General features: G+C 40.6%; 8 protein-coding genes and 1 tRNA gene. All 9 read right to left on the bottom strand.

Annotation, left to right across the window (positions count from 1 at the left end):
* Window positions 1–202: 202 nt before the first annotated feature.
* Window positions 203–1,690, bottom strand: a complete 1,488-nt coding sequence (gltX, locus tag LCU_RS09150; protein WP_056967160.1) for a glutamate--tRNA ligase — start codon at window positions 1,688–1,690, stop codon at window positions 203–205.
* A gap of 405 nt (window positions 1,691–2,095) precedes the next feature.
* Window positions 2,096–4,459, bottom strand: coding sequence for a phosphoketolase family protein (locus tag LCU_RS09145; RefSeq protein WP_056966740.1), 2,364 nt, complete (start codon window positions 4,457–4,459; stop codon window positions 2,096–2,098).
* A gap of 179 nt (window positions 4,460–4,638) precedes the next feature.
* Window positions 4,639–5,370, bottom strand: coding sequence for a GntR family transcriptional regulator (locus LCU_RS09140; protein ID WP_056966738.1), 732 nt, complete (start codon window positions 5,368–5,370; stop codon window positions 4,639–4,641).
* Window positions 5,371–5,575: 205 nt separating this feature from the next.
* Complete coding sequence (locus LCU_RS09135; protein ID WP_004265081.1) at window positions 5,576–7,174, bottom strand: bifunctional aspartate transaminase/aspartate 4-decarboxylase; 1,599 nt, start codon at window positions 7,172–7,174, stop codon at window positions 5,576–5,578.
* Window positions 7,175–7,478: 304 nt separating this feature from the next.
* Window positions 7,479–8,732 carry a carboxylate--amine ligase gene (locus tag LCU_RS09130; RefSeq protein ID WP_039098321.1) on the bottom strand — a complete coding sequence of 418 codons (1,254 nt, stop codon included), beginning with the start codon at window positions 8,730–8,732 and terminating at the stop codon, window positions 7,479–7,481.
* Between the two features lie 99 nt (window positions 8,733–8,831).
* Complete coding sequence (locus LCU_RS09125) at window positions 8,832–9,533, bottom strand: amino acid racemase (RefSeq protein ID WP_039098320.1); 702 nt, start codon at window positions 9,531–9,533, stop codon at window positions 8,832–8,834.
* Window positions 9,534–9,573: 40 nt separating this feature from the next.
* Window positions 9,574–11,346 carry an aspartate--tRNA ligase gene (gene aspS / locus LCU_RS09120; protein WP_039098319.1) on the bottom strand — a complete coding sequence of 591 codons (1,773 nt, stop codon included), beginning with the start codon at window positions 11,344–11,346 and terminating at the stop codon, window positions 9,574–9,576.
* A 300-nt stretch (window positions 11,347–11,646) separates the two neighbouring features.
* Window positions 11,647–11,718, bottom strand: a tRNA-Gln gene (locus LCU_RS09115).
* 407 nt (window positions 11,719–12,125) lie between these two features.
* Window positions 12,126–13,364, bottom strand: coding sequence for a NupC/NupG family nucleoside CNT transporter (locus tag LCU_RS09110; RefSeq protein ID WP_081038316.1), 1,239 nt, complete (start codon window positions 13,362–13,364; stop codon window positions 12,126–12,128).
* Window positions 13,365–13,495 lie beyond the last annotated feature (131 nt).

Here is a 13,495-nt window from a genome sequence, read left to right as displayed (position 1 = left end):
AAATTGGTAGTCATCCTGAATTCTGGATAACTACCAATTTTTTATTAATGCTCAGTTGCTGAACGCAACCAAACGCACTCTATTCTTAAACGTGCTTTTTTAAACAGCTTCCTGCGCTTAACCAAATTTGCCAAATCGCCGATTGCATCGGTAATTCGTCAAATCCTGTTAATGCTCAGAAGCTACCCGTTTCAAACGTACTTTATTTAATTTCTGCTAATGTCTTTTCAAGGTGGGCTAGGACACGGTCTTTACCTAACAATTCGATTGAATCAGGTAATGATGGACCATGCATTTCGCGAGTCGTTGCAATCCGAATTGGCATGTACAATTGACGGCCTTTAATCTTCGTATCTTTTTGGATGCCTTTAATGATTTGCATAATCCGTGGTGCTGTGAATAATGTTAAATCTTTCAAGCGTTCGCTGAATTCCTTCAAAACAACGGATGCTGTTTCGTTATTTAATTCTTCAAGCGCTTCGGCGTCTAATTGTTCAGGTTCTTCAAAGAAGACATCTGACATTTCAACGATTTGAGCTGTGTAGCTCATTTGATCTTGGTATAACGCAATCAAATGACGGGCCCATTCGATCATTTTGCTATCAGGATTTTCAGCGATTTTACCCGCTTTAATCAAGCTTTCTAACGAAAGATCCATGATTTTGTTTGGATCTGATTGTTTAACGTATTGGTTATTCACCCATTCGAGTTTCTTTTGATCGAAACTAGCTGGTGATTTGCTCAAACGTTTTGGATCAAATTGTTTGATGAATTCTTGGCGATTGAACAATTCGCTTTCGCCAACTGGTGACCAACCTAATAGGGCGATAAAGTTAAACATCGCTTCTGGTAAGTAACCCAATTCGCGGTATTGTTCGATAAATTGAAGCACTGATTCATCACGTTTACTTAACTTCTTACCTGTTTCAGTATTGATGATCAATGTCATGTGGCCAAAGACTGGTGGTTCCCAACCAAAGGCTTCGTAGACAGCCAATTGTTTTGGCGTGTTGGCGATATGATCGTCCCCACGCAAGACATGGGTGATTTCCATCAAGTGATCATCAACGACAACGGCAAAGTTATATGTTGGCATCCCATCGCGTTTCATGATGACAAAGTCGCCACCTAAACGATCTGATTCAAAGCTGATTTCACCTTTAACAATGTCATCAAACTTGTAAACGTGATCCTTAGGAAGACGTAAACGAACAACTGGTTGTAAGCCTTTTGCTTTAGCAGCTTCTTGGCTAGCCTTAATTTCATCATCACTCATACCTTCGTATTCGTAGATGTAACGTGGTGCTTCGCCAGCTGCTTTTTGGGCTTCCCGTTCTTCAGTTAATTCATCTTCTGTTTTGTATGATTCGTAAGCTAATCCCTTAGCCACTAACTCTTCAATTAAAGGCGTGTAAATTTCGCGACGTTCTGATTGACGATAAGGACCAAAGTCACCAGGCTTATCTGGACCTTCATCCCAATCCATACCTAGCCACTTCAAATTATCTAACTGACTGTTTTCACCGTCAGCAATGTTTCTTTTCGTGTCAGTATCTTCAATCCGAATCACGAAAGTCCCTTTGTTGTGACGTGCAAATAAATAGTTAAACAATGCTGTACGAGCATTCCCGATGTGCAAATGACCTGTTGGACTTGGCGCATACCGCACTCGGATTTTATTTTTTGCCATAAAAAAAACGCCTCTTTCTAAAATTATACTTGTCTACTAGTTTACCGTTATTATGCCTAAAAATAAAGGCTCAGAGACCACTAATCCACAAAAAAGAATCTAGGACAAAAGTATGTTTGTCCCAGACCCTTCTTCTGATAGTAGAATTCTATCATTTAAACGTGCTTTTTGAACCATCTTCCTACGCTTAACCAAATTTGCCAAATCGACGATTACATCGTCAATTCGTCAAATCCAGTTAATGCTCAGAAGATAACCAGTTCAAACGCACTCTTCCACTTAAACGTGCTTACACTAACTGCCTCCTGCGCCTTGCTACATCAGTCACATCACCGGCTTTACCGGCAATCCGCCTGATTAGGCAAATGCTTAAAAGCAAACCGTTAGTGACGCACTCTCACCGCATTAACGGAGTGGTGTCCATTGCCATTCTTCAACTTCTGGTAAATCAGTACCTTCATTGCGAATGTATTGATTGTGTTTAGCAACCATGTCATCCATTGATTGTGCGAATTGACCAGCTTGATCACCAAGTACGTCACCTGCAACTTCTTTAGATAGACTGAAACGATCCATTTGATTCAAGACACGCATGTCGAATGGTGTTGTAATATCACCATTTTCACGGTAGCCATGAACATGAAGGTTATGGTTGTGACGGTCAAAGAAGATATCACGTACTAAGCCTTCGAAACCATGGAATGCGAAGACCACTGGTTTGTCTTTTGTAAAGTACATGTCGAATTCTTCATCTGTTAAACCACGAGGGTCCACTTTAGGTGAACGAAGTTTCAATAAATCAACAACGTTAATGAAACGAATCTTCATGTCAGGATATTGTTTGTGCAAGATTGAGATTGCAGCCAAACTTTCAAGTGTTGGTTCTGTCCCAGCAGCTGCAATCACAACATCTGGTTCAGCATCTTGGTCTGTACTTGCCCAGTCAATAATCTTCAAACCATTCTTAACTAAGACTGTTGCTTCGTCAATTGAGAACCATTGTTGACGTGGGTGTTTTGAAGCAACCACTAAATTGATCTTTTCTTGGCTCTTGAAGACAGTATCCATTGTTGCTAACAACGTGTTAGCATCAGCAGGTAAGTATTCACGAATGAATTCAGGTTTCTTTTCAGCTAAGTGTGTTAAGATACCTGGATCTTGATGTGTGTAACCATTGTGATCTTGTTGGAAAACAGTTGATGTGGCAATCACGTTCAATGAAGGATACTTGTTACGCCATGCTTGTTCATCAGCCTTACGTAACCACTTGAAGTGTTGTGTTAACATTGAATCCACAACGCGCAAGAATGATTCGTAACTTGCAAAGAAACCATGACGACCAGTTAGGACATAACCTTCTAACCAACCTTCAGCTTGATGTTCTGATAATTGTGAATCAAGAACACGGCCTTCTGTTGCCATGTATTGATCGTTTGGTTCTTTGATTGATTCCATCCATTGACGGTTTGTTGCTTCAAAAATATGGTTCAAACGGTTTGACATTGTTTCATCAGGGCCGAAGATTCTGAAGTTTTTATTTTGATCGTTGTCTTTGATGATATCACGAACATATTCGCCTAAAACAATCATGTCTTGCGCAACGACTTTACCGTGTTCTGAATTATCCACAGCATAATCACGGTAATCTGGTAAGCGTAATGGTTTAGGATCAATCCCACCATTGGTGATTGGGTTAGCAGCCATCCGTTGATCGCCTTTAGGTGCAATTTCTGCGATTTCAGGTTTTAATTGACCTGCTTCTGTAAACAATTCTTCTGGACGGTATGATTTCATCCAATCTACTAATGCATCAACATGTTGCATGTCAGCACTGTCAATTGGCACTGGAATTTGGTGCGCACGGAATGAATTTTCGATTGGTACGCCATCCCATGTCTTAGGACCAGTCCAACCCTTAGGTGCGCGGAAGACGATCATTGGCCATACTGGACGAGATGAATCGCCGTTTTCACGCGCATTCTTTTGAATTGCTTGGATTTTTTCGATGGCTTCATCCATTGCAGCAGCAGTTGCTGGGTGCATCTTTTCAGGGTCGTCGCCTTCAACAAAGATTGGTTCCCAACCATTGCCTTCGAAGTATTTCGTTAATTCTTCATCACTCTTGCGTGAAAGAATTGTTGGGTTAGAAATCTTGAAACCGTTTAAGTTCAAGATTGGTAAGACAGCACCATCATTCTTAGGATTGATGAATGTGCTTGATAACCATGATGCAGCTAATGGGCCAGTTTCAGCTTCCCCATCACCCACAACAACAGCAGCAATCACGTCTGGGTTATCTAAAATCGCACCAACACCGTGTGATAATGAATAACCAAGTTCGCCACCTTCATGGATTGAACCAGGTGTTTCAGGAGCCGCATGAGAAGCAACGCCGCCTGGGAATGAGAATTGTTTGAATAATTTCTTCATCCCTTCAACATCTTGAGAAATTTCTGGATAGATTTCTGAATAGCTACCATCTAAATATGAGTTTGAGACCATCACTTGACCACCGTGACCTGGGCCTTCAACGTAGAACATGTTTAAGTTATATTTATTAATTGCGCGGTTTAAATGAGCATATAGGAAGTTTTGGCCTGAGATTGTCCCCCAGTGACCAATTGGTTTTGCCTTAACATCTTTTGCTTCCAAAGGACGTTTCAATAGTGGGTTATCTTTTAAGTATAATTGACCAACTGAGATATAATTTGCAGCCCGCCAAAATGCGTCAACTTTAGCAAGGTATTCTTTGCTTGAATAATCTGTCATTTTAATAGCACCCCTTTTTAATTTTAAAAAAGTTCCTAATAGCTTTACTTTAAGTTCCAGTCGCAGCTTTTGCAACTTTGTTGTTTCTGACTACTCTCTTATCATACTAAACTTTTTAAAAAAGTCAACCATTTTTAATATTGGGGCGTACCAATTTTTTAAATCTAAAAATAGCGGCCCTATTCGCGACCGCTAACCGTAACGAATGTATTATATTTCATGTATTGGTAGTGCAGGCGCATCGTTGAAAATTCAAACGGTGTCCCATCGTCTAAGAAGAAAATCCCTTCCATGATGCCAACTGGTTCCGTCGGTTTCAACTTTAAGTGCGCTTGATCATCATCAGTTGATGGTTCCGCGAAAATTGACAGGAAAGCGCGTGTGACTTCTTGATTTTTCTCGGTTTCCAAGTAGTTAAAGATTGAACTCGACACAATTTTTTCGGTCAATTCGGGCATTACCTTAATCGGAATGAAGCCCGTTTCAATCATGAATGGTTCATCATCAAACAACCGGAGACGCTTGATTTCGTAAACAAAATCATCTGGTTTCAGGAACAAGTCTCGTTGCAATTCCGCGCTCGGCTTGATGACTTGGAAATCTAATAATTTAATCCCCGGTGTCCGATTACCGGCTTTAAAACTGTCGGTAACCCCTAGGTTAGAGCCATTGTAATTAAAAAACGAGCCGCCCTTTAAATAAAGTGGATTAATAAAGGTTCCTGAACCCCGTTTTTTGAAAATGATCCCTTGATTAGCCATAATGTTTAACGCACGTTTGACCGAGCTACGACTCACTTGATAGTGTTCAGTCAACGTCCGTTCATCGGGTAATTTCATGCTGGGAAATGATTCTGCGTTAATCGCTTTTTTTAAGTCCGCGATAATATTCTGATAAACTAAGTCGGCCATGCTAAACTCCTTTATAAATCATTTTATCTCAAGCTTATTATACATGATTCCTAAAAGTCGTCTACAAACAGACTCGATAAATGTTCAATTATTAATGCAGGCCAATAAAAAAAGAGGTGCTGAGACAATGTTTATTGCCTCAGCACCTCGCGCGCTCCAGATCAGACTATCTTGCAAAAAATGCCTCACAGCGCCTACTTTTTATTTAATGTGCTTGAAATTGGGTATAGTATTCTGCTAGTAATTGGGCAATCCGGTTCCCAGTAATGGCATAATTTTCAGCGGGTTGGTTAGCTAATGAAATCCGCAAGTAGCCATCATCAGTCCCCATTCCTGCCCCATCCATCACAACAACGCCGTATTTAGCTGCAAGTTTATCTTCGAAATCAAGATAGCTCACATGCTTTTCGAAATAGTCGTGGAATTCATGCCCATACTTTCTTTCAGCAAAATCATAGATGTTAAATACCGCATAATATTCAGCGTTTTCTTTAGAGTGATCACATTCCATGCCCATCGATTCCCAAAAAGCGTTGTATCGCGCATCAACCATTTTCTTGGAAGCTTCGATGTATGGATCCTTTTCACCTTCGTGAATTAAGCTGGTCAAACTAAATAGTGCCATCAAAATTTGTTGTGGTGTTGATAATCCCGCGGTGTGGTACAACGCGATTTCACGACTGTCAGCCACTGTTCGATCAATGAATTTCATCGCAAGCGGATTAGGCGCCACAACTGAGTACCGTTTTTCAAAAGCTGCCTTAATTGCTGGTTCTTCAGCCGTTCGCTTAGCAATAATTTCATCAAAAACATTATCTTGGTGCACTGCTAGTAAGCCTAAACGATGCCCAGTTGCCCCATAAAGTTTTGAATACGAATAAACTAACATCGTATTTCGGGGGGCAATTGAGTAAATTGTTTGGAAATCATTCACAAAAGTCCCATAAACATCATCCGTAATGATGATAATTTCTGGGTTTGCTTCAACGACCTCTTTAATCTTAGCTAACGCGTGTTTGCTGAAAGCCCGCGAAGTGGGGTTCGTTGGATTAACCACAAAAAAGGCTTTGATTGTCGGGTCCTTCAATTCTTCAAACTTGGCGTCCATCATTTGCCAGTTGTCATCTTCAACGGAACTCACATCGAATTGCTTTAATTTATATTCACTTAATTCTGGGATTTGCAAATAAGGGGTAAAGATTGGGGTATTGATGGCAATCGTGTCGCCAGGCCGTAAGATATGGCTGATCTTCAATTCCTTGAACAAATAAACCATTGCGGCTGTTCCGCCCTCTGTTGGGAAGACATCCGTTTGATTAGCTAATTTTTCACCATTATATAGTGACACTTCAAGGTATTTATTTAGGATTTTTTCCACATTGATTAAACTTCTCGAAGGTACTGGATAGTGATTGCCAATCGCACCGTCGACAAATTCGTGAACCAAATCATCCTGATTGAGGCCCATGTGCTTTTCGGTATAATCTAAAAAGGCTAATATAAATCGATCTGTTTTATGACTGGCATCAAGGTAGGCATGCAGCCGTTGTGCAATCCCTGCTTTATCAACGTAGCCCGCCATATCTCCATCAGCCTCGTTAATTTTCTTAGCAGATTCTTCGACGCCAAATTCGACAAGCTTATTAAAAGCTAATCGCGCCCGCGTATTAATCCAGTTAGGGTCCCCACGACCAACATTAATTGGCGCATTATGCATTGTATTTTTTTCTGAATTTTCTAAGAACAAAGCGGCAACTTCAAAGTTTGACATCTCTTTTAATCGCTCAATATCTAATGAGTGCATCGTTTTTCCACCTTTTTCAATTACTTGCTACATTCATAATCGCATCTAAAAGCACTTTAACGCTAATTGACAGTCAAAATAACGGCTAGCATTGTAAATTTATTGTTTGATTTATTATATCGTTTTTGTCTCAAAAATAAAGCACTCATTCAAAAATCAAACCATAAATGCCACAGCGATTCTCCAACTTCATATTGCATCATTTACCACAAACCTGCAACCCTGCGGCGGGATTTTTTCTAATGCTGCTAAAAAAGCACATCATCGTTCAACGATGATGTGCTTTTTAAAGTTTTAAGCGACGTTATTCCTTATTTTCTTTGAAGAACTTCGCGAAATTTTTGCGGTAATTGTGCAACATCCATTTAATCAATAGCCAACGTTTGAGATTCATATCTTTGCTATATTCAAAAGTGGTGCCGTAACGTTTTTGTTTGATGAGTGCCAATGCCTTGTCTTTTTCGGCATTATTGCGGGCATATTTCTTAAAGACATCCACTGAAACGCCCAACCAAAGTGCGGGACTGTCTTCATCTTTATTCGCCCAAACAACAGGTTCATCTTGCAAGTCATTTGTCACGTAATCGCGCACCACCCATTGGGCTAAGTTATAGCCGTTCAAGGTAACAAAGAAACTACTGCGGCCCATCCGTAAATTGATGTCGAATAACTTGTAGGTGTTATCGCGTTCATCATATTTCATATCGAGGTTGGCATAACCCGTAAACTCGATATCTTCAAGGAATTTTTGGACTTGTTGATAAATTTGTGCGTTGTATTCCGGCAAAATCGCCACGTAATTCCCAATAGCTGCGGGTGCTGGATCTTCCAATAATGGATGGCCCAGACACATCATCTTCACGTGATGTTGTTGGTCAACATAGATGTTCATCACGTGCATCCGACTGTCATCCCCAGGAATGAAGTCTTGTAAAATCATGTCTGATTGGTAGCCATTTTCATATACTTTTCGCATGATGTCTTGGAATTCAGCTTCACTTTTAATCGTGAAAGCTTTTTTGCGCCCTTCAAAATGCACATCAAGCCATTCCACAGAATCCGCCGGTTTTAACGCCACTGGATATTGGAAAGGTTGTTCCACCTGATTATCTTCAACCATTTGCTTGGTAATGATGTGCGTCTTGGGATAAGGTAAGTCATATTTGTCACAGATTTCATAGAAGGTTTCCTTATAAGTCAACTTTTCTAGTAAATCGTGATCAATATATGGACAAACAAAGACATCTTCCAATTCCGCTTTATGTTGTGAAATTAAGCTCGCATAGCCATCACCACAGCCAATCAAAATGACTGGGCCATCGCTATCGCGATAGATTTCCTTTAATTTTAGCATTTCAGTAATGAATCCAGGATCTTCACTGAAGCCTGGAATCAATTCTAAATCGACGATTTTTGTAAACCGAGTTGGTGCTAATTCCTGACTTGCGTAGGCCTTAACAGGTTCATGATACATCTCATAAAACGAACGGGCCATCCCGTAAACGTTAAAATCGCTCCCCAATAAAATGGGGGTGAAGTTTTTACCGTTTGCTTGCATGCTGTCACCTTCTATATCAATATTTATCGTAGTATACCAGACTGCCGTTCAATATACGTCAGCTCAGGATGCTCTTTGTTAAAACTTAATTAGTAATTGCTACTTGTTGTATAGCCCGTCGACAATATTTTGGCCGACCACTGTCATCGGATCAATCACTTTGTCGGGATACAATGGAAATTCCGACTGTGCAACACTCAATTCGGTACAGCCCAAAATAACCGCGTCACAATCATAGTCATTTAACATTGTATCGACAATTTTTTGATACTTGTCATGGCTGAATGTCCCAGTCGCCTTAATGTCATCATAAATCAAACTCATCGTGGCATCTTGCAATGTTTGGTCGGGAACAACACTTTCAAGACCAAAAGCAGCAATTGCTTTTTGATAAATACCGGCTTGTCGGGTTCCGGTTGTGCTGAGAACACCGATTTTCTTCAAGCCGGGAATTGTTTGTTGCATGTGTTTGACCGTTTCCCGTGGCATGTGGATAATGTCGAAATCTGCGGCAGCTTGTAATTCGTCGTAGAAGTAATGGGCTGTGTTACAGGTCATTACCATGAACTTCGGCGCTAACAAATTCATTTGGCGAATATCTTTTAACATCACGGGCAACGGATTTTCTTGGCTGTTGTCGAGGATGTAGGCTGTGCGATCTGGAATTTCAGCGTGGTTGAACACGACGTAATTCAGATAATCTTGATCCTTCTTAGCCGGTGTTAATTCATCGATTAGATGTACGAAAGTTTCGGTTGCCGCCGTCCCCATGCCGCCTAAAATCGTAAACATTTCTTCCATGGCAATTCTCCTTTACTTAATTGACTTCATTTGATGCTGGTTAGTCCTTCTTTTGAGGACTCACTTCGATACCTAATTCTTCTAATTGTTCCGGTGTCACTTCACTAGGCGCATTGGTCATTGGTTCTGTGGCCCGGGAATTTTTAGGGAAGGCAATCACGTCACGAATATTGTCGCGACTAGCGAGCAACATTGCGAAACGATCCAAACCAATCGCTAAGCCGCCTGATGGTGGGAAACCGAATTTCATGGCATTTAATAAGTGGCCGAAACGTTCTTGAGCCACTTCAGGGGCAACCCCTAAAACAGATAACATTTTTTCTTGGACTTCTGGATCAAAAATACGGAGTGAACCGCCACCTAATTCATAACCATTCAAGATGATATCGTATGAAATTGCATGTGCCTTATGTGGATCAGTATCCAACAATGGAATATCTTCATCACGTGGACGCGTGAATGGATGGTGGGCTGCAATCCATTTGCCAAAGCCTTCATCATATTCAAATAATGGCCAATCAACAACCCATGTAAATGCAAATTGGCTCTTATCAATCATATCCATTTCTTTAGCGAAGTGTGTTCGTAAGTAACCTAAGCTATCACAAACCACTTGGAAGTTACCGGCAACGATTAAAATTAAATCATCATCCATTAAGTTCAAACGTTCAACAAGCGCTTCTTGGTAAGGTAATAAGCCTTTAGCAGAAGCCCCTGATAATTTATCACCAGCGTATTTCGCCCACAACAATGACTTAGCGCCGTAACGTTCAATGTATTGTTGTTGTTCGTCTAACGCTTTCCGTGAATATTTAGGGGCGGCATTATTAACGACGATTGCGCGCACATATTGGCCTGCTTCAACAGCTTCAGAGAATGGCTTGAAGTCAGAATCTTGCACGATTTCTGTAATATCTTGAATTTGCATATCAAAACGAACATCCGGTTTATCTGAACCATACTTATCCATTGCATCTTGCCATTTCAAACGTGGGAATGGTGTTTGCACATCGATGCCCTTGACGTCTTTCATAACTTTTTTCAATAAACCTTCTGTTTCGGTTTGAATTTCAACGTCTGATAAGAACGTTGTTTCAACATCGATTTGTGTAAATTCTGGTTGGCGATCCCCACGTAAATCTTCGTCTCTAAAACAACGGGCAATTTGATAGTACTTATCAAAGCCGGCTGACATCAATAATTGTTTGAAGAGTTGTGGTGATTGCGGTAATGCGTAGAAACTACCTGGATAAACCCGTGAAGGCACCAAATAATCGCGTGCGCCTTCAGGTGTTGAACTCGTCAAGTTCGGTGTTTCGATATTTAAATAACCATTGTTATCATAATAGCTGTGAACTGCACGAGTAATCGCAGCCCGTGTTTTAATGGCATTTTGCATTTCTGGTCTTCTAAGATCCAAATAACGATACTTCAATTTCAAATCTTCAGAAGCCGTATTGTTATCTGAAATTTCAAATGGGAGGGTTTCAGCTTTGTTCAAGACCACTAAGTCTTTAACAATCACTTCGATTTTCCCCGTCTTCATGTCTGGATTAATGGCCGCTTCATCACGCGCCATCACTGTTCCTTGGACTTCAACGACATATTCACTCTTTAATTTACTTGCTACTTGGAAAATATCTGCATCTGTGTCTTGATTAAACACCAATTGAACGATGCCTTCGCGATCTCTTAAATCAACGAAAATTAAGTTCCCAAAATTCCGTTGGCTTTGAACCCAACCATGTAATACGACTTCTTGGTTGAGAAATTCTTCCCCAACTAATCCACAATATGTTGTTCTTGTTCTCATATTTGCCAATCCTCTCTGAATCTACATTTTATAAAAAATAAAAAAAAGCACCCTCGTCTTTCGACAAGGGTGCTTTGCGCACGGTACCACCTTTAATTTCAGCTGTTGATAACGCTATCTGCTAGCGGGATATTCATCCAAGCCTCAAAAGCTGTCAACTGGAATCAATAAGTAACTTTCAACGGGGTTACTCTCTCTGTGATTGATCGCTAAAACCAAGTACTTTATCGATGGCTACATTTTATTATAATGTCCAAAATATATCACAAAGCCCTTTAACCGTCAAGTTTTGCAGTTGGATTGAGCTAGCTGGATTCGAACCAGCGCATGACAGGATCAAAACCTGTTGCCTTACCGCTTGGCCATAGCCCAATAATGCGGCACCAAGATTAAGTTGGCGCCGTAAATTGATTGAATTGAAACGTGCTTTCATTAACTGCTTTCTGCGTTTTGCTACGTATTGCAAACAATCAGCTGTGCTGATTATTCACAACACTAGACAAGTGTTCAAAAGCAACCCGTTAATGACACACTCTAAACGTGCTTTTGATGACAACAATTTCCGCTTAATCTAAAATTCCCAATAATCCTAAAAACCCGGATTATTGGGAATTTTGTATTAATGCTCAGTTGTTAACCGTCATCAAACGCACTCTAAACGTGCTTTGGCAGCCATCTTCTTCCGGTTAGCTACATCAGTCAAATCACCGACTTTGTCGGTAATCTGCCTGATTAGGCTAATCCTCAGAAGATAACCGACTGCCTGCGCACTCTTTAAATTACCATACAAATAGTCCGACTGTTGCTGCTGAAAGAAGTGATACTAAGATTCCTGATAGCAACATGTAGCCGACGTTTTTGGCAATCATGTCGTTCTTTTCACGGTCCACAAGGCCTTTGAAGGCGCCGATGATCATGCCGACTGTTGAGAAGTTGGCAAATGATGTCACGAAGACCGTTAAGACAGCTTGGTAATGTGGTGCGAAGCTCCCGATTGAATGTTGGACTTTACCCATGACAACGAATTCGTTGGTCACCAACTTCGTCCCCATGAATTGTGCAAATTCAAAAGCGTGGTGCACATCAAGTCCCATTAACCATGCGAATGGGAACATCACGATTCCAAGTAAATGTTCAAGGGTAATCCAAGGGTTCACTAATTGAAGCACCTTGTCGATCAAGGCAGCCAACGCAACAAAGGCGATGACGTTTGCCGTGATAATTAAAACTAATTTACCAGCATTTAAGATTGAATCACCTAAGAATGAGAAGAATGGTTCACGTTCCACTTTGCCTTCAACCATTTCGGTTGCTTCAACAGCTGCGGAACCACTCCCACCCATTTTAGCAATCGTATCTTCTTCGGGTGTGACTTTCACTGGGTTTAAAATATTGGTGACAATAATAGCGTTAATAATGTTGACCGGAATCGCCGTTAAAATAAATTGGCCCGGCATCATTTGTGTATATGCGCCGATGATGGAAGCTGTCACACAGCTCATTGACATCATCGCAAGTGTTAATGTTCGTTCTCCTTTCATTTGTTTCAATTGTAAGCTTGAAACAGCTAATGCTTCGGTATTGCCTAAAAACATCATTTCAACTGCAAAGAATGATTCAAACTTTGGTTGTCCCGTAATCTTAGCTAACCCACGGCCTAACCATTTAATCACCCAAGGCAAGACCCCGATATACGTTAAGATATCGAATAATGGGATAATCATCAAGATTGGTAATAACACGCTAGCAACGAAATCCATTTGTTTCACATTGACCCAACTTGGTAGTGCAAAAGCAATCCCAGTATAGGCAACTTGCACTAACCAGTTAAAGCCGTTTGCTGCACCTAAAACAATATCCCGCCCGATTGAAAAACTCGTTAAAAACCAAGCAAGCACTAAGTTAATCACTAACATGATTAAGACGGAGCGCCAATCGATTTCTTTCTTTTTCTTTGAGAACAGAAAGCCGACTCCAATAAAAATCAGTAATCCAACAACATTTACAAGCAAATACACGACACGCCACATCCTTCATTTGTCTTTTTCGTACCGCTTTAAATAATACCGTTCCCCCTTGTAAATGTAAACTATTGTTCACCCCCTAATTGCATAAATAATCACTTGTTAAACGCAACTAAATTAGTCCA

The organism is Latilactobacillus curvatus JCM 1096 = DSM 20019, assembly GCF_004101845.1.
Classification (GTDB): Bacteria; Bacillota; Bacilli; order Lactobacillales; family Lactobacillaceae; genus Latilactobacillus; species Latilactobacillus curvatus.
The sequence above is the reverse complement of the archived record's forward strand: the minus strand, read 5'-3'. Positions and strand labels throughout refer to the sequence as shown.

What these genes read in the sequence shown, in the direction of transcription:
- gltX (WP_056967160.1), bottom strand. Translation starts at nt 1,690, where the DNA reads ATGGCAAAAAATAAAATCCGAGTGCGGTATGCGCCAAGTCCAACAGGT.
- LCU_RS09145 (WP_056966740.1), bottom strand. Translation starts at nt 4,459, where the DNA reads ATGACAGATTATTCAAGCAAAGAATACCTTGCTAAAGTTGACGCATTT.
- LCU_RS09140 (WP_056966738.1), bottom strand. Translation starts at nt 5,370, where the DNA reads ATGGCCGACTTAGTTTATCAGAATATTATCGCGGACTTAAAAAAAGCG.
- LCU_RS09135 (WP_004265081.1), bottom strand. Translation starts at nt 7,174, where the DNA reads ATGCACTCATTAGATATTGAGCGATTAAAAGAGATGTCAAACTTTGAA.
- LCU_RS09130 (WP_039098321.1), bottom strand. Translation starts at nt 8,732, where the DNA reads ATGCAAGCAAACGGTAAAAACTTCACCCCCATTTTATTGGGGAGCGAT.
- LCU_RS09125 (WP_039098320.1), bottom strand. Translation starts at nt 9,533, where the DNA reads ATGGAAGAAATGTTTACGATTTTAGGCGGCATGGGGACGGCGGCAACC.
- aspS (WP_039098319.1), bottom strand. Translation starts at nt 11,346, where the DNA reads ATGAGAACAAGAACAACATATTGTGGATTAGTTGGGGAAGAATTTCTC.